Genomic DNA, 23,561 nt, shown 5'->3' with positions numbered 1-23,561 from the left:
AAGAGGAAATGTCTCTAGTTTGAGGTAAAAATAATATTATCTCTGTGATATACAGATAAAACTAAAAATAAAACAGTTAGTTAAGCTTCAATTGCTTTAGAACAACAGATTAAAATTTTACTTAATTGCTACCATTAGCTATGCTGGTCATCCAAATCACTTTTTGCATCTATGTTTTCCAGTCTTTCTAAAAACATAAATTGAAGTAAAAAAGCAATTCCTAAAATATTAAAAACCCTGTCTACCATAAAGAATTCTGAAAACCCAAGGTTAAACGCTATAAAATAAGTGAGATCTGAAAATGCCAAACTTAAAACTGCACCTAAAAAAAATATTGAAGCTCTGTTAGCATATCTGTTACTAAAAGAAACTGCAGCCGTAACACATACTATTACAGCTAAACCATAGAGATAAAATAGAATATCTATAAAAGAATAAGATTGTCCAACAGGCACCATATCTGCAAGTAGGTATAATAAGTACAAATTCATACCTATTGCAATAGTAAAAATAATCTTCTGAAATAAATTGGTTTGAAGTTGTTTTAAACGAGTAAATACTAATCTTATTAAAGCTAAATATATTACAGCACGTACAATAAAGATCAATGCATTAATAACCGGATCTTCATAATTTATGAGTAGACCGTCTGAAAATAATAAGAGCGTAAAAACTAAAAGACCTCCCTGTTTATAATATAATGGGGATATAAATAGTAAGAAAAAGATAAGCATAGATGCAAATCTCACCCAACGACTCACTACTTCGTCTAAATTGATCATAACCCCAAGGTTAATCACAATTAAAGTGAGCGTAGTAATGAGTAAAAAATGCTTGTAAGGCTTCATAGTTGATCATTCATAGATCTAAGCACATATTTTTTTTCGCGCTTAAAGAAATACATTTCACTTAATGTAAAATACAACATTTTAGCAAAAACGTTCTAAAGTGGAGAGAAATCAATAGTTAAACTCTCCAAACTCACTCTTAATAGTAAGAGATTTATTATTTGAAGCTTCAACCCGACCAATGATTTGAGCATCTACATTAAAAGATTTTGATATAGAAATGATCTCCTCTGCTATCTTTTCACTCACATAAAGTTCCATGCGATGTCCCATATTAAATACCTGATACATTTCTTTCCAATCGGTCTTGCTTTCCTTCTGAATTAATTTAAATAAGGGTGGAACCTCAAATAAGTTATCTTTTATAATGTGGAGCTCTTTTATAAAATGAAGGATTTTCGTTTGTGCTCCTCCACTACAATGCACCATTCCGTGGATATCTTTGTTAGAATATTTAGAAAGGATCTTCTTTATTATTGGAGCATAAGTTCGGGTTGGAGATAAAACCAACTTACCAGCGTTTAATGGGGAATTTTCTACTTCCTCAGTTAAAGTTTTAGACCCAGAATATATAAGTTCTTCAGGAATACTATTATCAAAACTTTCAGGATATTTTTCAGCTAGAATCTTAGAGAAAACATCATGTCTTGCAGAAGTAAGACCATTACTTCCCATCCCTCCATTATATTCTTTCTCGTAAGTTGCTTGACCAAAAGAAGCTAACCCAACTATAACATCTCCAGGTTTAATATTTGCATTATCTATTACCTCACTTTTCTTCATTCTGGCAGTAACTGTAGAGTCTACGATAATCGTACGAACTAGATCTCCCACATCTGCCGTCTCTCCACCAGTAGAATGAATTTCTACTCCAAAACCTTTAAGATCTTTTAGCAAGTCTTCTGTTCCGTTGATTATAGCTGAAATAACTTCTCCAGGTATGCGGTTTTTGTTTCTTCCTATAGTAGAAGAAAGCATAATATTGTCTACTGCTCCCACACACAAAAGATCATCTATATTCATGATAAGTGCATCTTGAGCCACCCCTTTCCAAACAGAAAGGTCTCCAGTTTCTTTCCAATACATATAAGCCAAAGAAGACTTTGTACCTGCGCCATCTGCATGCATAATAAGGCAATAATCCTCATCGCCCGTTAAATGATCTGGAACAATTTTACAGAAAGCCTGCGGAAATAATCCCTTATCCACATTTTTAATTGCGTTGTGAACATCTTCTTTTCCTGCAGAAACACCTCTTCCGGCATATCTTTTACTAATTTCCTGACTCATGAAGCTCCTTTTTTATGAGATTGCAAAGATACATTCTTTTGATTTTTTATCCTGACTTAGCTCTATAATTATGAGGTAATAAAAAAACCACATTTTTCAGAATAACTGAAAAATGTGGTTTTATACAGATTTTGATAGATGTTATCTAGTAAATAACAACTCTCTATACTTAGTTAGAGGCCAGATCTCATCGTCTACCAATAACTCTAATTTATCACAGTGATATCTTATTTCTTCGAAAAATGGTTTCACGTTATCGCAATAAGCAAATGCTCTTTTCTCTGCATCTTCAATCTTATTCGCTGCTTTACGAGCTTCGATCATTTTGCTTACATCTGCATTTATATGCTCGATATGTCCAGATATTGCTTCGATAATTCCAATTTGCTCTTTAGAATGCTTTTTAAAGTTTTCTTCAAAGATCTCCTTCAAACCACGTACGTTTTCAATTAACACATTTTGATAACGAATACATGTTGGGATTACATGATTTCTTGCAATATCACCTAAAATTCTTCCTTCTATCTGGATTCTCATAGAGTAATCTTCCAGCTCAATTTCATGACGGGCTTCTACTTCCCTCTTGTTCATCACCTTCATCTCCTTGTACAAGTCGATAGTTTGCTTAGAAACCTTTGCTTTTAAAGCTTGTGGAGTTGTTTTATGATTACTTAACCCACGTTTTTCAGCTTCAACCTGCCATGCATCTGCATATCCATCACCTTCAAATCTAATTTTCTTAGACTTTTTAATGTAATCTCTCAAAATATTAAAGATAGCGTCGTCTTTCTTCATGCCTTTATCTTTTATTAAGGCATCAACACTTTTCTTAAAATCTTTAAGTTGTTTAGCAACTATAGTATTTAAAACCGTCATCGCATTTGCACAGTTAGCAGTAGAACCCACTGCTCTAAACTCAAATTTATTCCCAGTAAATGCAAAAGACGAAGTTCTGTTTCTGTCTGTATTATCAAGTAAAATCTCAGGGATCTTACCAACTACGTTTAACTTAAGATCGGTTTTTTCTTGAGGAGATAATTTCCCGTCTGTAACCTTTTCAAGTTCATTTAAAACATCTGTTAATTGACTTCCTATAAAAGCTGAAATAATTGCAGGTGGCGCTTCGTTAGCTCCTAATCTATGATCGTTGGATGCACTTGCAATTGTCGCTCTTAATAATTCTTCATGATCATGAACGGCTTTAATAGTATTCACAAAGAACGCTAAGAATTGTAAATTCTTCATTGGAGTACTTCCAGGACTCAATAAGTTAGTCCCGGTATCTGTACTTAAAGACCAGTTATTGTGCTTCCCACTTCCATTGATTCCTGCAAACGGCTTCTCATGGAAAAGCACTTTAAAATTATGTCTCTCTCCAATCTTGTCCATTAGATCCATCAATAATGAATTATGGTCTACTGCAAGGTTAGCTTCTTCAAAGATAGGAGCTAACTCAAACTGATTTGGGGCAACTTCGTTATGTCTTGTTTTTACTGGAATTCCCAATAACATACATTCTATCTCTAGATCTCTCATGTAAGCCAAAGCTCTGCTAGGAATAGATCCAAAATAATGATCGTCTAATTGTTGTCCTTTTGCAGGGGAATGTCCCAATAAAGTTCTTCCAGAAAGTTGTAGATCTGGTCTGGATGCATATAATGCTGAATCTATTAAGAAATATTCCTGCTCCCATCCAAGAGTAGCAATAACTTTAGTCACATTTTTATCGAAGTATTTACATACTGCGGTTGAAGCTGAATCTACAGCCTGTAAAGCTCTTAATAAAGGTGTCTTATAATCTAATGCTTCACCAGTATAAGAAACATATACTGTAGGAATACATAAGGTAGTTCCATAAATAAATGCGGGAGATGTAGGATCCCAGGCGGTATATCCTCTGGCTTCAAAAGTATTTCTTATTCCCCCATGAGGAAAACTAGATGCATCTGGTTCTTGCTGAACTAATTGAGTTCCACCAAATTTTTCAATTGCTAATCCGTCACCAATAGTTTCAAAAAAAGCATCATGTTTCTCTGCAGTAGCACCAGTTAATGGCTGAAACCAGTGAGTATAATGAGTAACTCCTTTAGAGATCGCCCATTCCTTCATCCCGGTAGAAATATGATCGGCTACACCTCTGCTAATTTTCGTCCCTTTAAGGGAAGCATCCCTTACACTCTGATAAGCTTCCTTAGTTAGGAACTGTCTCATCACTGTCTCGTTAAAAACATTTCTACCAAAAAGCTCAGATCTACGATCAGTCTCCTCGATCTTTACCGGTTTTCTATTTAATGTTTCTTTTAATGCCTGAAATCTTAAAATTGCCATGTGGTGTCGTTTAATTTTAAATTACTTCGACAAAAATATACTTTTTAAGATTACACCCCCTAAATTTTAGGGGTAAAAAATATTTATTTAACTTTTTTTAGGATTTAGCCCTGTAGATTACATAAATGCCATTCCAATAAAAATAACATAGGCAACGAAAAGAATTATTCCTTTATATCTGGAAATACTAAACCTCTTTGGAAGAAAAGCTAAAGGAATTAGCACAAAGGAAAAACCTAACATCCAGAAAATATCATTAGTAAGTAATTCTTCAGATTTTAAATATATAGGTTGTATAAGTGCAGTTATTCCCAACACCGAAGCGATATTAAAAATATTGGAACCTATTAAATTCCCTAACGAGATAGCCTTTTCCTTCTTTAGTGCTGCAATAACCGATGCAGCCAACTCGGGAATACTCGTTCCTACGGCTATAATACTTACGGAGATCACACGTTCACTCACGCCAATCATTTCAGCAAGATCTACAGCTCCAGATACCAACAATTCTGATCCTCCGTAAAGTGCCACCCCACCAATTAATAGCCAGATTATTATCTTAAAACCAGAAGTTACTTTTAAAGATTCATCTATCCCTTCTACTTCTATCCTATTCTTTCTAGCTCGTTGGATAAGAAATAACACATATATAATAATACCTATAAATAAAGCAGCTCCTTCTATTCTAGAGATATTCCCTCCTGTGTATAGGAAAAAATACAATGCGAAAGAAAAGAACATCATTATGGGCCAATTGAACTTATAAAAATCTTTATCTATAATTAATGGGGAGATAATCGCAGTTATCCCTAAAACCAAACCAATATTAGCAATATTAGAGCCTATTACATTTCCCAGCGAAATATCTGAAAACCCAGATAACGCTGCCTGCAAGCTAACTAAAAGCTCTGGCAAAGAAGTAGCAAAGGAAACTACTGTTAACCCAATTATCATCTTTGAAATATTGAATTTAAAAGAAATAGCTACAGAGGATCTCACCAAAAACTCTCCTCCTACAACTAGCAATACAAACCCAATTAATATATAAAGTATACTCATCTATCTCATTTTGTTGCGAAGATAAAGAAAGTTACGAATGCTGCACAATGCAATTCTCAAACTACAAAAATAGGTTTATAACTATTTTTATCGTTATATTTGGTTTTCACTTTAAACTTATTTTGAAAAAGTAGGACTATGGAGAAATTGACCAATAAAGAAGAAGCGATTATGCATATTTTATGGAAGCTAGAAAAAGCCTTCGTAAAAGAAGTGCAAGCCGAGTTGACCGAGGAGAATTTACATTATAATACCGTCTCTACCATTATTAGAAATCTTGAAGACAAAGGATATGTTGCACATACCGCTTTCGGAAAAACTCATCAATATTATCCCGCGGTATCAAAGGAGATTTATAGAAAGCAATTTATGAATACGGCTACTAAAAAATTCTTTGATAATTCTTACAAGAGTATGGTTTCCTTTTTCGCGAAAGAAGAAAAAATTTCTGCTGAAGAATTGAGAGAGATCTTGGCAATTATAGAAAAAAAGGAAAAATAATGGAAAGTCTATTAGTCTATATTCTGAAAAGTGCTGGCCTTATTAGTCTCTTTTATATTCTTTATATAGTCATGCTAAAAAATGACACCTCATTTATAGCAAATAGAAAATTCTTATTAATAGGGATCTTTACCTCTGCAGTTTTACCTGTAATATACTTTACAAGAAAGGTGTTTATTAATGTGCCTGAAACGATCTACACTGCACCCAGCATAAATTCTAATTTGGTAACAACCCAGGAATCTCCAGAAACAAATTGGTGGACGATCGTGGGGATATTTTATGTAATCATTACTGTTTTCTTCCTTTTACGATTTAGCTTCAGAATATTCCAGATCTTAAAAATGATCCATTTCAGCAAAATTCATAAAGAGGAGAAGTTTAAGTTTATTAAAACCCCAGACAAATCTGGACCTTTTTCCTTCTTCAAATATATTTTTATAAATCCTGAGAATATAGAAGAGGATGAAATACAACTTATGCTAACTCATGAAAAGGTCCATGCCAGGCAATTTCATTCTATAGACATGCTTTTCTCCAATTTTATTACGGCGGTTTTATGGTTTAATCCAATAAGTTGGTATTATAAGAAAGCTGTAGAGCAAAATCTAGAATTTATTGCAGATTCTGAAACCGCGAAAGCCTCTGGATGTATCCAAGAATATCAACATGTCTTAGTAAAAGTTAGTACAAATCAATATCAAAACGTATTAGTTAATCATTTTTATCAATCATTCATCAAAAAACGAATACTTATGTTAAACAAGAAATCTTCCAGCCGAAGCAATATCTCTAAGATGAGCTTAATTTTCCCACTGTTGCTAGCATTTATGCTCACTTTTAATGTAAAGACAGAGGCTCAGGTAAAACGAGTTTCTAAAGTTGTTTTAGATCATGTTCAATTTTATCCAGATGAACTGGCATCTGCCATTATTACAAAAAATTCTACAAAAGAGCAATTAGAAGAAGTGGTTCGAGAATTCGAAAAACAGGGAGTAGAACTCAAATTCAAAAAATTGAAATTTTCAAAAGAAGGGCTTTTAACCCGAATCAATATTAAATATGAAATCGAAAAATCTGGTCAATCTGGAAATTTCAATAAAAACGGTGACGCTCCAATAGATGATATTGAAATCAGGTTGTCTGAAGATTTTAATATTGAATTTCGTTCTAAACCATCTACGAATGAAATTAATGAATTTATAATTGTAAAAAATTCCAAACCTATAACAATAGATTCCATTACAAAAGATAAAAATATAATCTGGAAAACTAATCTTGCGGACGGTACAATGGAGGAAGTAACTTTCACAACGCCATCTAATGCTTCATTTAAAGTTGGGAATAAGGTTCATTATTTTGTAACAGAATTCGATTCTATTAGCGGAAAAGGACAAGTCATAAATGTAAATTCCAAAGGTGGGAATAGAATAACATGGATAGAAAAAGATAGTGTTTCTTCAAATAAAAGTTTCAAAATTGCAGATAGCATGCAGGTATATAATTTAAATAAAAAAGAAAGTAAAAATGTAAAAGTAATTTCAGATAAGAAAGGAGATTACATTATAGTAATAGATGGAGAAGTCATGCCTAAAAATTTTAAAGCAGATAAAATTCCTGCTAAAAGTATTAAATATGTAAATGTGCTAAAAGGAGAAGTCGCTGTTGCAAAATATGGCAAAACGGCTAAAGGAGGAGCTATAGAAATGAGCACCAAATCTAATTTAAAAAACACAAAGAGAAAAGCTCCTATAGTTCATGTAGCGAAATCTGCGGGTTCTAATAATACTAAATTCGTTTTTGAAAATGCAAATGAAATACCATTAATTTATATTGATGATGAAATACAAAAAGAGGATTTCGATTTAAACTCTATAGATCCAAAGACTATAGAAAGCATGATGGTTTTAAAATCTGATGCTGCAGTAAAAGAATATGGAGAGAAAGCTGAAAATGGGGTAATTAAGATCACCTTGAAAAAAGAGTAATAAGAAAAGTCTAGAATTTGATCTGGTTATTATTTAGTGAAGTTGAGATTAATCGTATTAATTCTTCGATTAATCTCAACTTCCTTTATTAATAAGCATCACGAAACACCATTACAATTGATTGATTTTAAATATCTTTGGATAAAACCAACCAATCAAGTTTTTATGAAAAATCACTTTTTTAAAACATTGTCTAAGATCAATCAAAAAGTATTGCCTAGTTATACCAAAAAACGCTTAGATCTTCAAAAAGCAAGTAAAATTCAATTGGCAGTTTTCGGTTGGAAACTTTGGGTTACTAAAAAGGCATTAGATTAAATTTAAAGCATTTAATAGTGTTTATGAATAATAGGGTTCCGAAATGTGATTTAAAATTTGAGACCAGCTTCAAGGATTTTCCAAAATATATTGTTGGATTAGTATTTAAGCAAGGATTCTACGGGATAGGATCTTAATTTATTCCTGCCATTTAAAAACTCCAACTCTATCAAGAAATTACACTGCACGATTTCTGCACCCATTTTCTTAACCAAATTACACGCAGTTCTCGCTGTACCTCCTGTGGCTAAAACATCATCGTGCAAAATTATGCGTTCTCCTTTTTTAATTGCATCACAATGAATTTCCAAAGTGTCTTTTCCATATTCCAATTCATATACTTCAGAGTAAGTTTCGGCAGGGAGTTTACCCGGTTTTCTTATAGGTACAAACCCGGCATTAAGCTTTTCGGCTAAAAGCATTCCAAATAAAAAGCCGCGAGATTCTATCCCTACCACTTTATCTATTTTCTCATTGCCAATAAGTTTTAAAAACTGAGCGACAGCTTCCTTAATGGCTTCAGGGCTTTGTAATAATGGAGTGATGTCTTTATACTGAATTCCTACTTTAGGAAAATCAGGGATCTCTCGAATATATTTACTTAAATCGGTCATGAAGGAATATTTTATATCCTATAAAAATAACCATATGAATTTAATAAAGCAGCTAAGTATGGTTAACAAACTGAAATATTTCAACTTCCAGCTTACACAAGGCCTATGAAATTTTAATTATATTGCTAACTCAATTTATTCTAATCATTATTCGCTCTTTTAGCAAGTAGCATTTACCCATAATTCTATGAGAATCCTTCAATTGAATATCTTCAAGATCAAATCTCTTTCTTTATTCTTCTTTTTCACGTTAATCACTTCTTCTGGATTTTCTCAAAGCAGTGATCTTTCAGTAGAAAAAATAATGCAGGATCCTACGTGGATGGGAACTTTTCCTTCTAATATTAATTGGAGTGAAGACAGCAAAACGATCTATTTTGATTATAATTTACAAAAAGAACCATCAGATTCTCTTTATAAGATCCAATTGTCTAACCAATCCAGTATTGAAAAAGTTTCCTCTTTAGAGCAGCAAAATAAAGTCTCTGCTCGTGGAGATTATAATAAAGATCATTCTCAAAAGATCTTTATTAAAGATGGTAATTTAATGCTTTATTCAGCAAAAGACAGATCCTCCAAAACCATATTAGAGTTAGGAAAATCAATATCCAATCCGAATTTCCAACAAAATGAAAACTTGGTTTCTTTCGAATTAGAAGATAATTTATATCTCTACAATCTAAAAAAAGGAAGCGTAAAAAAACTGACTTCAATTAAAAGCGGTGAAGACAAAACGAATGATACTAAAGATCTATCGAAAAAGGAAAAATGGCTGGAAGAAGATAATTTAAGCTTATTGGAAGTGGTTTTAGAAAGAAAGCAAAAAGAAGATTCCAGTAAGGCTTATGATAGTAAGTTTAAAAAAGAAGCCTTTACTTTTTATACTGGGAAACGATTTATTACCAATTTACAAATGTCGCCTAACTCTAAATATGCAACATTCAACCTTATAACCAGAACAGATAATAAGAATACGATTGTCCCAAATTATTTAGATGCATCGGGTTATACCGTAGACCTAAATACTAGATCTAAAGTAGGAGACGATATAAGTAAAGTGGAACTTGCTGTCTATAATTTTGCAAAAGACACTGTTTATTTAGTGAAATCTGATGAGCTCCCGGGAATCTCAGACCTACCCGACTATGTAAGTGATTATCCAGATAAGGAATGGGAAGAGGAACCTAGAGATGTAATCGCATGGGGAGCCAATTTTTCTGATAATGGTGAAAAAGCTATTGTAAATGTTCGTTCTCACGATAATAAAGATAGGTGGATCACTCTTTTAGACTTGGAAAATGGAACTCTAAAAAGTTTAGATAGACAGCGAGATGAAGCTTGGATAAACGGACCGGGAATTGGTTATTCTTATGGCGGCGGTACTCTAGGCTGGTTGCCAGATAACAAACACATTTATTTTCAATCTGAGGAATCCGGTTATTCCCATTTATATTTACTGAATACTGATAACGGAAAGAAAACTGCCTTAACTTCTGGAGAATATGAGGTGTTCGATCCGCAATTATCCAATGATGGAAAAAGTTGGTTTTTAACCACTTCTGAAATTGATGCCGGAGAACGTCATTTCTATAAAATGCCTGCTATGGGTGGCAAAATGACCCAATTAACAAGCATGGCTGGAAATAATGAAGTTAAACTTTCTCCAGATGAAAAGCACATGGCAATACTGTATTCTACGAGCAATCAGCCTTGGGAATTATACCTTAAAAAAACTGGAACCAATAATAAACCTGTTCAATTAACCAAAGGCAAATCTGAGGCTTTTAACGCCTACAATTGGAGAGCACCTAGCAGAATAGAAGTAAAAGCAGAAGATGGAGCTATGATCCCGGCAAGATTATATAAGCCTAAAGATGATGTAAAAAATGGAGCTGCCGTGATCTTTGTTCATGGTGCGGGATATCTACAAAACGCGCATAATTGGTGGTCTTCCTATTTTAGAGAATACATGTTTCATAATCTTTTAACAGATCTTGGATACACTGTTTTAGATATGGATTATCGTGGAAGTGCAGGTTACGGAAGAGATTGGCGAACCGCTATTTATAGACACATGGGCGGGAAAGATTTATCTGATAATGTAGATGGTGCACACTATTTGATTGAAGAGCATGGAATAGATAAAGAGAAAGTCGGTATTTATGGAGGCAGTTATGGTGGCTTTATTACACTTATGGCAATGTTCAATGAAAGTGACACTTTTAAATCTGGAGCAGCATTAAGGTCGGTAACAGATTGGGCTCATTATAATGACGGGTACACATCTAATATTCTAAATACCCCTGTAGAAGATCCTATTGCTTATAAACGCTCCTCTCCTATTTATTTTGCTGAAGGCCTAAAAGGAAATCTTTTGATCGCTCACGGAATGGTAGATACCAATGTGCATTTTCAAGATGTAGTAAGGTTAGCCCAGCGATTAATAGAGTTGGAGAAAGATAATTGGGAAATGGCTTTGTATCCAGTAGAAAGTCATGGTTTTGTAGAACCTAGTAGCTGGACAGATGAATATAAGAGGATTTTAAAGTTGTTTAATGAGACCTTATTAGCCAAGTAATAAAGTTTGTAAATCCCTTCTTTAAAAAATCAACAATTTTAAGTGTTGACTTTTTAATTTATTAGAGAAGAAAAATAACAGACAACATTGAATATAATCAATTCTTGGAAGAGATATAGGTCAAATTGTTTTTATACATTTAGGGCCATCATATAAATAATATTCCACTTTTTTTAAAACTGCTTATGGAGAATTACGGGCTGCTATCCATTTTACCACCTGTCATAGCTATTATTCTAGCTTTAAAAACAAAACAAGTATATATCGCCCTCCTTTTCGGGATATGGTTTTCTTGGGTTATAATAAGTGATTGGAATTTCCTGACCGGAACTGTTGCCTCAATAGAAGGATTAGTTAACGTTTTTAAGTCTGAAGGCAATACCAGAACCATCATGTTCAGTGCATTAGTTGGGGCTTTATTACTATTCATTCAATATTCTAAAGGTGTAGAAGGTTTTATTAATAAACTGAATGTTCTAATTGGCTATTTCGAAAAAAAAGAAACAGGATACAGCAGAGTAATTATTCAGTTATTAGCATTATTAACTGGGATTCTTTTATTCGTAGAAACCAGTATCAGTTCCCTAACTGTAGGAACCCTTTATAGACCAGTATTCGATAAATTAAAAATTTCCAGAGAAAAGTTAGCATATATAGCAGATTCCAGCTCAGCTCCAACCTCTATATTAATACCATTCAACGCTTGGGGCGCATTTATCATGGGGTTATTGATAACTCAAGGAATACAAAATCCATTTTCAATGATGCTTTCCTCTATCGCATTCAACTTCTATCCTATTCTGGCCATATTAATTGTTTTTGTAGTAATAGTATTTAAGAAAGATATTGGCCCAATGGCAAAAGCCGAAAAGAGGGTAAAGGAAACAGGAAAACTTCTTAATGATAACGCCAAACCTATGCTTTCTGACACCATTACATCTTTTAAACCGAAAGAAGGCCTTAAAGCAAAAGCTTATAATATGATCATCCCATTGGCAACAATGGTGTTTATGATGCCTATAAATTTAGCTGCAACTGGATGGGCTAATGTGGAGAATTATAGCTCGTTTGGAGATCATCTTTTCCAAGCTATTGGTCAAGGTTCTGGCTCATCATCTGTTTTGTATGCTGTATGTACGGCAATACTGGTAGCTATGGTCTTGTACAGATCTCAAGGTATCATGAAAACTAAAGAAATGATAGACCTTGTACTTAAAGGAATAAGCGAATTAATGCCCTTAGCATTATTAATGCTCTTAGCTTTTGCTATAGGTGACGCTTGTAATCAATTAGGCACAGGTGATTTTATTGCTAATTCATCTAAAGATTGGTTGTCGCCAGAGTTTCTCCCAATGGTAGTATTTATAATAAGTTCATTTATTGCCTTTTCTACCGGAACATCCTGGGGGACTTTCGCTATAATGTTGGCGATTTCAATTCCAATGGCTAATATACATGGCGCTGAATTACCATTAATTATCGCAGCAACTTTAGGTGGAGGTATTTTTGGAGATCATTGTTCTCCGATATCAGACACTTCTATAATTTCCTCTATGGCTTCCGCTAGTGATCATATAGATCACGTGAGAACACAATTACCTTATGCTCTTATTGGAGGGGTTATTACATCTTTTCTTTACTTGATATTAGGCTTTATGATGGTTTAATTATTTAAACTTTATATACTACATAACAAGCGTGTTAATTTGAGGCAAACAACTATTAGTTTACTAGCTACCAGATAGTGAAATTAAAAGAGGAAGCCCCCAAACGAAAGAGGCAAAATCGGTAATAAATTGCTCTATTTGAGTCTTAGGTAATGTAGGCTATAATAGAATTAAGTTGTTAAATTATAAATTGGATGAAGATGAAAAGATCTTTTATTTTTTAAGATCGTTTTCCAAAAATTCATTGATCAGATAAAACGCTAATTAAGACCTGAATTTATTATAATAAAAAATTACTAAGTAAACCTGTGTTTAACAATGGTTAAATTATTAAGTTTAATAAATTATGATAATAATTCATAAAATATTCAAAAGTATTTATTATTTATATTTAGTAATAATTAAACAAAATTCTAATCAACTTAGTTTTTAAAAATAAGATATATTCAAAAAACATCACCTTATTTGACAAATTAATTAATAATTCATAATTCATAAATTAAAAGGTATCTCATAAGAAACCCCTAATTATCATCAATAATTATAATCATATATTTTAAAATGATTCAAATTTCAAATCTCTGTTAAACAAAATATATAAACATTGCTTAAATTCACCTTAAAATAGGATTATGCCTTCGAAACAAATCAACTCGGTTTTAGAAAGAAATAATGTAAAGGTTCTTGGCACCGGAACACAGCCTATTCTTTTCGCTCATGGGTATGGTTGTGACCAAAATATGTGGCGCTTTGTTTATCCAGAATTTACAAAGGATTATAAGGTCATACTTTTTGATCACGTGGGTGCAGGACATTCCGATCATAATTCATATTCAAGAGAAAAGTACGATGACCTTTTGGGTTATGCTGCAGATATTTTAGAGATTTGTGAAGAACTGGATTTAAAAGATGTAATTCTAGTAGCTCATTCTGTAAGCTCTATGATAGCTGCCTTGGCAGCAAACTTGGAGCCCTCTCGTTTTGCGAAATTAGTCATGATAGGCCCATCTGCCAGATATATTAATGATAAAGATTATGTGGGTGGATTTAACAAAGAAGATATTGATGACCTTATGGAGGCATTAGATAGCAATTACCTAGGCTGGTCTACTAATATGGCTCCGGCAATAATGGGAAATCCAGAGAAACCAGAGTTAGGAGAAGAACTAACAAATAGTTTTTGCCAAACAAATCCTGAGATCGCTAAACATTTTGCTAGAGTAACTTTTTTATCTGATAATAGGAAAGACATTAAAAAAGTAGTGGTCCCAACTTTGGTCTTACAGTGTTCCCAAGATATAATTGCCCCTGTAGCAGTTGGACAGTATATTCATGATAATCTTCAAAATTCTGAATTACAAATATTAAATGCTACTGGGCATTGCCCCAATCTTAGCGCACCTGAAGAAACCACCCTTGCCATAAAGAAATATCTCGCAAGCACAACTTCATGAGTATTACAAATAAGGATAAGAACCCTAATGGGAGAATCACGGAAACTGCAGAGGAACTATATGAAAATGCTCCCTGCGGATATGTATCGTTTTTAACAGATGGAACGATCTATAATATAAACGCTACCCTATTGTCTTGGATTAATTTCAAGAAAAAAGAGGTGATCTATATAAAGAAATTTCCTGAGCTTTTTAAAATCGGGGGGCAGATTTTTTTTGAAACTCATTTTTTTCCTTTAATCCGAATGCAGGGATATATTCAAGAGATCAATTTTGATATTGTTAGAAAAGACCGCACCTCTTTCCCCGGACTTCTTAATGTGAATGAAATCCCTGCCAAGGGCGAAAATCCGTTAACTTATAGAGCTACAATATTTGATATTACAGACCGTAAGAAATACGAAAAGGAATTAATAGCAGCCAAAAAGAAAGCAGAAGAAGATTCACATGCAAAAGCTGAATTTTTATCTACTATTAGTCATGAAATAAGAACTCCACTGCATGCTATTTTAGGAATTGGGAATCTCCTAAATAAAACCCACCTAAATGAGGATCAAAAAGAATATGCACGCATTCTTTTACTTTCTTCTGAAAATCTTTTGGGTTTGGTTAATAATTTATTAGATCTCAGCAAAATTGAAGCTCAAAAGGTAAAACTCGAAAAGCGGCCTTTTAACCTTAAGAATATGGTTAAAATGATGCAGCAGACCTTCAAGGTTAAGGCAGCAGAGAAGAATATAGATTTGTTAGTTAAGCTGGATAAAAATGTCCATCAAGAAGTATTAGGAGACCCAGTAAAACTTTCGCAAATTCTAACTAATTTAATTGGGAATGCTATAAAGTTTACAAAATATGGCTCTGTTACACTTTCTATAGAACATGTTGAAACCTCAAAAAATAAATGCTTATTAAGCTTTAAAGTACGTGATACCGGAATTGGAATTCCGAAAGACAAATTAGAAGCTATATTTCAGGAATTCTCTCAGGCCAGTTACGACGTTAGCATGGAATATGGCGGAACAGGCCTTGGTCTTACCATAAGTCAGAAATTGCTTCAATTGCATAAATCTGAAATGAAAGTTCAAAGTAGCGAAGGTAAAGGTTCCGAATTTAGTTTTGATATTTGGTATCAGGTTATCACTAATCATGTTTCCAAAAAAGATAAAAAAATAAGTCTGAAAGATCGAGAAATATTTAGATCATCTCGAGTTTTGGTAGTAGATGATAATCCAGCAAATATATATATTACAACTCAGTTTTTAAATGAGTGGAAGCTGGAGAATGAATCGGCAAAAAGTGGTCTTGAGGCAATAAAACTATTAAAGAAAAAACATTTTGATTTGATCTTATTAGATTTGCATATGCCAAAAATGAATGGGTATGAGACTGCAATGCAAATTCGTTCTTTAAATTTTATTAAACAACCTGTAATTATAGCATTATCTGCGACAGAGAGAGGAGAGATCAATTATAAGCTTAAAAAAGCGGGAATGAATGATCATGTCCCGAAACCCTTTCAGCCCGAAAAATTAATGGAGATGTTGGTGCATTACTTACATAATCCAAATGATTGTATAATAGAGAAAAATTTATACCTCCCAGTAGATTTAGAGGAGGAGCTAGAAGACCTTACAGAGATAGAAAGCTCTAATAATAGCGAAGTATACCCAAATATTAAACAGGCTTCCTTCAATGTGTCCAAATTCGTGAAGATGGCAAATAAAAATGCGCATTATCTGGATAAGTTTATAAAGAGCACCTTAGATGCTTTAGTATCTTATAATAAGGAATACATGGAAGCAATTAATAAAAATAGTGAAGTGATGATTGGAGATCTCATTCACAAAAGCACCATGTCCATGTTTTATATTCAGGCAGACCATCTTAGCAAAATCATGGAGGAATCCAGAATTTTGATCGCTACTGAGGATTGTGATGCATTGGTTCTAAAGCAAAAGTCGGATGAATGTAGCGCTGAGTTCAGAAAAATTATTGATGGCTTAAAGAATTTGAAAGCAAATGAAATTCTAGCTCATTTAGATTAAGTTCAGCTATGCCTATCTTTTTTTTATAACGGTGGGAGTTGCAAATTAGTGTTCGATTTTTACCTATTTTCGCCATATGAGAATCCCCCACCTTTTTATTAGTATTAGTTTCCTACTGGCAATATTACTTATTTCTTGCACTTCAGATTCAACAGAAAATTCGATAAAAATAAATTCAGAATCAAGGCTTTTGAAGTCTTCTGGAGTAGATTCAGCCAATATATATTTTCAACAAGGAATTAAGGAAAAGGATCCTGAGAAGATGCTATTAAGCTTTCAGAAAGGAATGGCAAAAGCTGATCGCAAGGAAGATACAATAAGTCTTTATCTATTAGACGGAATAATTTATTCTCGAAAACGTCAAAAAAATTACGACTCTACACTAGATTACACAGACAGTTTAATCTATACAGCAAAACTACAAAAGAACACTTACTTTGTCGCCTTAGCTTACTATCGTAAAGCCTCGGTATTTCAAGCACTAAACAATTCAGAAGAAGCATATAGAAACTACTACAAATCTAGAGATCTGTTCTTACAAATTGGAGATAGCTTGCGGGCAGGTCAAAGATCTCTTGAAATGGCAAATGCCCAAAGTAGAATGTCAGATTATTATGGCAGTCAGGAGAATGCAACCAATGCTTTAAAACTGCTTTTAAAGGTAAAAGATTCGGCATATATAAACAGTGCATACAATGTTATAGCAATGTCCTATCGGGAAAGAGGTTTTTATGACGATGCCCTAAAAGAATACAAGAATGCTCTTCGATATTCAATATCTAAAGAAGACAGTTTAAGCTTTTTAAATAATATAGCATTGGTTTATAGAGATAAGGGAAATTACTCAAGCTCACTCTCTATTTTCCAATCTGTTTTAGAACAAAAGGAAGTTGCAGATGAAAATTCCCAGGCTCGTTTTATAGATAATTATGCATACACCAGATGGATGCAGGACTCCAATGCTCTTGTATTAGACGAACTTAACACTGCACTAGCTCTTCGTCTAAAAACAAAAGATCTAAATGGTTTAACTGCTAGTTACGAACATCTTTCTAGCTACTTCCAAAAGAGTAAACCAGATCTAGCACTAGATTATGCTTTTAAATGGTTAGAAATAGCGAGAGAGAATTCCAGTAAAACTTCAGAATTGAATGCTTTAAAGAGAATAATTAATTATTCCCCTGAGGAAGGCTCCAAAATATTTACTAATAGTTTTATTAAACTCAATGACAGTATAAAACAAGCGAATATTAATGCTAAAAATACCTTTGCCAAAGTAAAATTTGATGAAGAACAAAAGCTGCAAGAAATATTGGGTTTGGAAAAACGAAATAATCAGCAACATATAGAAGCGCAGCAGCAACGAGACCGGATTATTATTATCTCATTAATTGCTGCAGTGATCACACTAATAGCAGCTTTCCTATTATATTATTTTAAACAGCGACACAAAAAGGACAAGATTAGAGAAGTATATAATACAGAAACTCGTATTTCCAAAAAGATTCATGATGAATTAGCAAATGATATATATAATGTGATGGGAAGATTAGAGCCTTTAGCAAATACAGAAGTGCTTGATAGCTTAGAAAACATTTATACACGTACTAGAGATATATCCAGGGAGAATAATGAAATAAACACTTCCAATAGTTATGAGGAAGATCTAATTGCAAACCTTTCCAACAGCAGCTCTAAGAACACTAAACTTATAGTAACGGGACAAGAAGACATTCTATGGGCGAATATCTCTAGGGAAAAGAAGATCGTTATCTATAGAGTGCTTCAGGAGTTACTAGTGAATATGAAAAAGCATAGTACTGCAAGTTTAGTTGCAATTCGATTTATAGCTAAGTCTAAAAAAGTCGAGATTAGATATTCCGACAATGGAAAAGGTTTTGACCTTCAGAATAAAATACCAGGAAACGGCATTAAGAATGTGGAAAACCGTATTCATTCAACTAATGGAAGCATTAATTTTGAAAGCGAAGAAGGAAAAGGATTGAAAGTTAATATCCAAATACCGGTTTAATCTAAAACAATGTTTAAAAAAGTATTAGTTGCAGAAGATATAGACAGTATTAACTATGCTGTTGCTAGTGTACTTTCAGAAATGAAGATTGCTCATATAGATCATGCGCAATATTGTGATAAAGCTTATATACTTGCCAAAAAAGCTCTACAAGATGGCAATCCATACGATCTTTTAATCTGCGACCTTTCCTTTATCCCAGACTACAGAGATAAGAAGATCACCTCTGGAAAGCAGTTAATTGCAATATTAAAAGAACTAGATCCAAATTTGAAGATATTGGTTAACTCCATAGAGGATCAGCCTCAAACCGTTAAACAATTATGGGATACTGGGGATATCTTAGCATACGTATGTAAGGATAGAAATGGCATGAGAGAACTTAAAAAAGCCATTTTAGAGATTGATGAAGGAAGAACTTATAACTCTCCTAAAATTGAATCTGCATTGAAACAAGAGAACCTTTTTGTTTTAAAGAAATTCGATATTAATTTACTCAATGGTATCGCAAATGGATTAACCCAAGATGAGATCCAAGAAAACTTTAAGCAAAATAACATCATCCCTAATAGTAAAAGTTCTATTGAAAAACGACTTAAGGAATTAAGAGAAGAATTTAATGCCAATACCAATCCGCATCTTATTGGCATAGCTAAAGATCTTAGCCTTATCTAGTAGAAAAACGCGATTTATATAACCATTCTAGATCAAAAAAACCCGCAGCGAAAGCTGCGGGTTTTTTTTGACCTGCGGTGATCCCTCAATGCTCCGCTTTGAAAATAGTCCAAACAAAAAAACGCTCAAGTGAACTTGGCGTTTTTTCTAATTGAACTATTTAATAGTGACCGCGAAGGGATTCAAACCCCCAACCCTCAGAGCCGAAATCTGATGCGCTATTCAGTTGCGCCACGCGGCCAAATCAATAAACAATTAACATTGACCAATGATCATTGCTAATTGATAATTGTTAATTGCTAATTGCTTAATTCTCTCTTAACGATCATAGAGATAGTTTTACCATCTGCTTTTCCTGCTAATTCGCCAGAAGCCATTCCCATCACTTTCCCCATATCTTTCATTCCTGAAGCTCCGGTCTTAGCAATTATATCTTTAACTTTTTGTTCTATTTCCGCTTCGCTTAACTGAGCTGGTAAAAATTGCTCGATCACCGCCGCTTGATCCAATTCTGGCTGAGCCAAATCTTCTCTGTTCTGTTCTTTATAAATCGCAGCGCTGTCCTTACGTTGTTTCACTAGTTTCTGCAACAACTTCAATTCTGCATCTTCAGAGATCTCTTCTTTGGATCCATTCTCTGTTTGCGCCAACAATATCCCACTTTTAATGGCACGAAGAGCCTCTAATTTAACCGCGTCTTTTGCACGCATTGCCGCCTTTAATTCGGTCATTACTTGGTCTTGTAAACTCATATTAAGTGTATTAATTAAGACTGCGAATATAAAAATAAAACCTGAAATTCGTGGGGGAATTTCAGGTTATTGTTAGGGCAAAATTAAGCTTAGTCTACGTTATCATGTAGAAATGAATTGTTACTTCTAAATTTAAGGTCGTCATTATCACCCCCTAAAGTAGTTCTTGAAAGCTTCTCTTCTTCTTTCCTAGAATTGTCTAAATCTATGCCTGCTCGTTTATAAGCTGGTTGCTTTTCAATTTCATCAATTTGAGCAGCGTTACTTCTAAATTTGTAATTGAATTCCTTCATTTTCGCTCTTCTTTCTGCAGCTCTTTCAATTAAGCCTTCAGAAATAGGATTATCAAAAGGATCGTTATCATGGTCTGATATACTTTTTCTTTCCGGTTCTGGAGCTACTGTTTTCTTTTCAAAAACGATATGCTCTTCCTCTATTTCTTTTTTCTGAACAGGTTTAGATTTTTTAAGCATTTGCTCTACTTCCATATAATCATCCAGACTATAACGCTTTTCTCCTGTAGAAGAATTTTCGGTTACGGGAATGATCTCAATAGGCTCATTTACCTCCATATCCCTAGTCTCATCATGAAGCTCATGAATGATCCTGCTATTATTGGGTTTCTCTACCTCTAATGATTCTTTAGCTTGCGGACTTTTTGGCTCATCTCTAGGCTTCTCTTGTTCCTGATTAATTGGGAAATCAAAAGTAAACATGAACTGATCTTCAGCATCATCATCTAAATCTTCCTGCTCTTGCTTCTGCAGTTTATTGATTTTTGCTGAAGTATCTGTAATAATAAAATCTTCTTCCTTATAATTTACTTCCTCATATTCCACGTCCATAATTCTAGCACTTGGTGGGGTATGTAAATTATCATCTTCTTCTAAAGTATGAACGATCTTCTGTTCTTTTACTTCTTCTGCAGCCTCTTCATTAAAAGCAGGTCTTTGAAATTTATTCTGACCAAAATTGTGAACTGCTTTTTGCTCATCCTCTAATGTGTGGATGATTTTTTTAGTTTCGGTATTAACAATTTCATTTTGCTGCTCTACATTAAAACCCGTAGCAATAATGGTTACCGCGATTGCATCTTCCAAGCTTTCATCTTCACCAACTCCCATAATGATGTTGGCACTATGTCCAGCTTCATTCTGGATGTGATCGTTGATCTCTCCAATTTCATCTATCGTGATCTCTTCTGAACCAGAAACGATCAATAACAACACATTTTGAGCGCCTTTAATTTTATTATCATTCAATAAAGGAGAATCTAAAGCTTTAATGATCGCGTCATTTGCTCTACTTGCTCCAGATGCAGATGCAGAGCCCATAATAGCAGTACCACTATTACTAAGAACCGTTTTAGCATCACGTAAATCGATGTTTTGTGTGTAGTGATGTGTAATAACTTCTGCAATCCCTCTAGAAGCAGTTGCTAACACCTCATCGGCTTTAGAGAATCCAGCTTTAAAACCAAGGTTCCCATAAACCTCTCTTAGTTTATTGTTATTAATAACAATAAGAGAATCTACATGTCTTCGTAAATTTTCTACTCCCAGTTGAGCCTGCTCATTTCGCATTTTCCCCTCAAACTGAAAAGGAATAGTAACGATCCCAACAGTAAGGATATCCATTTCTTTGGCTTGCTTGGCAATTACAGGCGCAGCTCCTGTTCCTGTACCTCCACCCATACCGGCGGTAATAAATACCATTTTGGTATTGGTACCGAGCATGCGTTTAATCTCCTCACTACTTTCTATAGCGGCGTTTTCACCCACTTTTGGGTCTGCGCCAGCTCCTAATCCTTCAGTTAAGTGTACTCCTAACTGAATTTTATTGGGAACCGTACTATTTTCCAAGGCCTGGGAATCTGTATTACAAATAATAAAATCAACTCCCTTGATTCCTTGTTGAAACATGTGATTGATGGCATTGCTACCACCCCCTCCTACTCCAATAACCTTGATCACGTTGGATTGGTTTTTGGGTAAATCGAATGAAATATTTTCGAATTCTGTACTGCTCATAAATCCTTTTTTACTGGTTCTATATTGTTATTCTGCGTTGTCTAAAAAATCTTTGAACTTTTCAGCCCATTTATCAAAAACACTCTTTTTAGATGATTTTGATTTTGTTGAAGAGGTTTCCTGCTCTTCATCTTCCTCTTCTGTATTAAAGGAATGTGTTCCTTCTTCTACTATTACTTCCTTTTCCTCTGTTCCTGCACGGTTTTGAAATTTAGCATTCTGCTGCTCTAAACTATTCAATACCAAACCAACTGCAGTTGCATATAGTGGGCTCGTAGTTTCGGTATCGCTATCTCCTGCTAAATGCTCGTTAGGATATCCAATTCTGGTATCCATTCCGGTAATATACTCCGCCAATTGCTTTAAATGTTTCAATTGAGCACCACCACCGGTAATTACCATTCCGGCAATCAATTTCTTCTTTTGCTCTTCGTGACCGTAGTTCTTAATTTCAAGATATACTTGCTCTATAATTTCTACAACACGTGCATGGATAATTTTGGAAAGGTTTTTAAGGGTGATCTCCTTTGGCTCTCTTCCACGTAATCCTGGAATAGAAACGATCTCATTATCCTTATTTTCTCCCGGCCAAGCAGATCCAAACTTGATCTTCAATAACTCTGCCTGTTTTTCTATAATAGAACAGCCTTCTTTAATATCTTCTGTAATTACATTTCCTCCAAATGGGATTACTGCGGTATGTCGAATAATTCCATCTTTAAAAATGGCTAGATCTGTAGTTCCACCTCCTATATCGATAAGAGCAACTCCTGCTTCTTTTTCTTCCTGACTTAATACTGCATTTGCAGATGCTAAAGGCTCTAAAGTCACTGCTGAAAGTTCCAAACCGGCACTTTTAACACATCTACCAATATTTCTAATAGAAGAAACTTGACCCACAACTACATGGAAATTTGCTTCTAATCTTCCACCATACATTCCAATTGGCTCCTTGATCTCTGCCTGCCCATCTACTTTAAATTCTTGTGGTAACACATGAATTATCTCTTCTCCAGGTAACATTACCAGTTTATGAACTTGGTTACAAAGTGTATAAATATCGTCGCTATCTATTACCTCATCTGGATTTGGGCGAGTGATATAATCACTATGCTGCAAACTTCTAATATGTTGTCCTGCAATCCCAACAACCACCTCTTCGATTTTTAATCCTGAATCTGCTTCTGCTTCTTGTATCGCTTGCTGAATAGATTGAATAGTTTGGGTAATATTATTCACAACCCCACGGTGGACACCTAAACTTTTAGATTTTCCAATCCCTATGATCTCCATTTTCCCGTACTCATTCTTCCGCCCTATCATGGCCACGATCTTCGTGGTTCCAATATCCAGCCCTACTGCAATTTCGTTGTGTTCCATCC

Annotated in this window: 17 protein-coding genes and 1 tRNA gene; 9 read left to right on the top strand and 9 right to left on the bottom strand. The window is 34.1% G+C overall.

The features are described 5' to 3' along the window. Positions 1-134 precede the first annotated feature (134 nt). The 4 genes from BC962_RS13400 to BC962_RS13385 all read right to left on the bottom strand — a co-directional run bounded on the left by BC962_RS13400 (position 135) and on the right by BC962_RS13385 (position 5,525). Positions 135-782 (bottom strand): hypothetical protein, encoded by a 648-nt coding sequence (locus BC962_RS13400; protein WP_121346530.1) that lies wholly within the window; start codon positions 780-782, stop codon positions 135-137. Positions 783-959: 177 nt separating this feature from the next. After that, positions 960-2,138: an AIR synthase related protein gene (locus tag BC962_RS13395; protein WP_121346529.1), complete on the bottom strand. Its 1,179-nt coding sequence runs from the start codon at positions 2,136-2,138 to the stop codon at positions 960-962. A gap of 141 nt (positions 2,139-2,279) precedes the next feature. Further along, complete coding sequence (locus tag BC962_RS13390; protein WP_121346528.1) at positions 2,280-4,466, bottom strand: glutamine synthetase III family protein; 2,187 nt, start codon at positions 4,464-4,466, stop codon at positions 2,280-2,282. 117 nt (positions 4,467-4,583) lie between these two features. Further along, on the bottom strand, positions 4,584-5,525 hold the full coding sequence (locus BC962_RS13385; protein WP_121346527.1) for a calcium/sodium antiporter: 942 nt from the start codon (positions 5,523-5,525) through the stop codon (positions 4,584-4,586). A 138-nt stretch (positions 5,526-5,663) separates the two neighbouring features. Between BC962_RS13385 and BC962_RS13380 the strand changes: the two genes are divergently transcribed. The 3 genes from BC962_RS13380 (at position 5,664) to BC962_RS13370 (ending at position 8,332) form a co-directional block, all read left to right on the top strand. Further along, complete coding sequence (locus tag BC962_RS13380; RefSeq protein ID WP_121346526.1) at positions 5,664-6,026, top strand: BlaI/MecI/CopY family transcriptional regulator; 363 nt, start codon at positions 5,664-5,666, stop codon at positions 6,024-6,026. Continuing rightward, entirely contained in the window at positions 6,026-8,014 is a 1,989-nt protein-coding gene (locus BC962_RS13375) for a M56 family metallopeptidase (RefSeq protein ID WP_121346525.1), read from the top strand. The genes BC962_RS13380 and BC962_RS13375 overlap by 1 nt, the downstream gene beginning before the upstream one ends. 165 nt (positions 8,015-8,179) lie before the next feature. After that, positions 8,180-8,332: a hypothetical protein gene (locus BC962_RS13370; RefSeq protein ID WP_026839551.1), complete on the top strand. Its 153-nt coding sequence runs from the start codon at positions 8,180-8,182 to the stop codon at positions 8,330-8,332. Between the two features lie 98 nt (positions 8,333-8,430). Here BC962_RS13370 and BC962_RS13365 read toward each other — a convergent pair whose 3' ends face one another. After that, the gene (locus tag BC962_RS13365) at positions 8,431-8,946 is read right to left on the bottom strand and encodes an adenine phosphoribosyltransferase (RefSeq protein ID WP_121346524.1); all 516 of its coding nucleotides are present in this window, start codon (positions 8,944-8,946) and stop codon (positions 8,431-8,433) included. Between the two features lie 187 nt (positions 8,947-9,133). On the opposite strand from BC962_RS13365, the gene BC962_RS13360 reads away from it, so the two are divergent. From BC962_RS13360 to BC962_RS13335, 6 genes are all read left to right on the top strand, one after another. Continuing rightward, on the top strand, positions 9,134-11,524 hold the full coding sequence (locus BC962_RS13360) for a S9 family peptidase (RefSeq protein WP_121346523.1): 2,391 nt from the start codon (positions 9,134-9,136) through the stop codon (positions 11,522-11,524). Between the two features lie 185 nt (positions 11,525-11,709). Then, positions 11,710-13,191 (top strand): Na+/H+ antiporter NhaC family protein, encoded by a 1,482-nt coding sequence (locus BC962_RS13355; protein ID WP_121346522.1) that lies wholly within the window; start codon positions 11,710-11,712, stop codon positions 13,189-13,191. Positions 13,192-13,823: 632 nt separating this feature from the next. After that, the gene (locus BC962_RS13350; RefSeq protein WP_121346521.1) at positions 13,824-14,645 is read left to right on the top strand and encodes an alpha/beta fold hydrolase; all 822 of its coding nucleotides are present in this window, start codon (positions 13,824-13,826) and stop codon (positions 14,643-14,645) included. Beyond that, positions 14,642-16,690 carry a response regulator gene (locus BC962_RS13345; RefSeq protein WP_121346520.1) on the top strand — a complete coding sequence of 683 codons (2,049 nt, stop codon included), beginning with the start codon at positions 14,642-14,644 and terminating at the stop codon, positions 16,688-16,690. Before BC962_RS13350 ends, BC962_RS13345 begins: the two co-directional genes overlap by 4 nt. A 190-nt stretch (positions 16,691-16,880) precedes the next feature. Beyond that, a complete protein-coding gene (locus BC962_RS13340) occupies positions 16,881-18,722 on the top strand; it encodes a tetratricopeptide repeat-containing sensor histidine kinase (RefSeq protein WP_183075512.1) in 1,842 nt (613 codons plus the stop codon). Between the two features lie 9 nt (positions 18,723-18,731). Further along, positions 18,732-19,397, top strand: a complete 666-nt coding sequence (locus BC962_RS13335; RefSeq protein ID WP_121346518.1) for a response regulator — start codon at positions 18,732-18,734, stop codon at positions 19,395-19,397. 167 nt (positions 19,398-19,564) lie between these two features. Here the strand turns inward: BC962_RS13335 and BC962_RS13330 are convergent. From BC962_RS13330 to ftsA, 4 genes are all read right to left on the bottom strand, one after another. Next, a tRNA-Arg gene (locus BC962_RS13330) sits at positions 19,565-19,638 on the bottom strand. A gap of 58 nt (positions 19,639-19,696) precedes the next feature. Beyond that, positions 19,697-20,149 carry a GatB/YqeY domain-containing protein gene (locus tag BC962_RS13325; RefSeq protein ID WP_121346517.1) on the bottom strand — a complete coding sequence of 151 codons (453 nt, stop codon included), beginning with the start codon at positions 20,147-20,149 and terminating at the stop codon, positions 19,697-19,699. A gap of 89 nt (positions 20,150-20,238) precedes the next feature. Next, positions 20,239-22,179, bottom strand: coding sequence for a cell division protein FtsZ (gene ftsZ / locus BC962_RS13320; protein WP_121346516.1), 1,941 nt, complete (start codon positions 22,177-22,179; stop codon positions 20,239-20,241). Between the two features lie 27 nt (positions 22,180-22,206). Next, positions 22,207-23,559, bottom strand: coding sequence for a cell division protein FtsA (ftsA, locus tag BC962_RS13315; RefSeq protein WP_121346515.1), 1,353 nt, complete (start codon positions 23,557-23,559; stop codon positions 22,207-22,209). Between the last annotated feature and the right edge of the window lie 2 nt (positions 23,560-23,561).

Source organism: Gillisia mitskevichiae, assembly GCF_003634585.1.
GTDB classification, from domain to species: domain Bacteria; phylum Bacteroidota; class Bacteroidia; order Flavobacteriales; family Flavobacteriaceae; genus Gillisia; species Gillisia mitskevichiae.
This window is presented reverse-complemented; position numbering and strand designations above follow the sequence as displayed.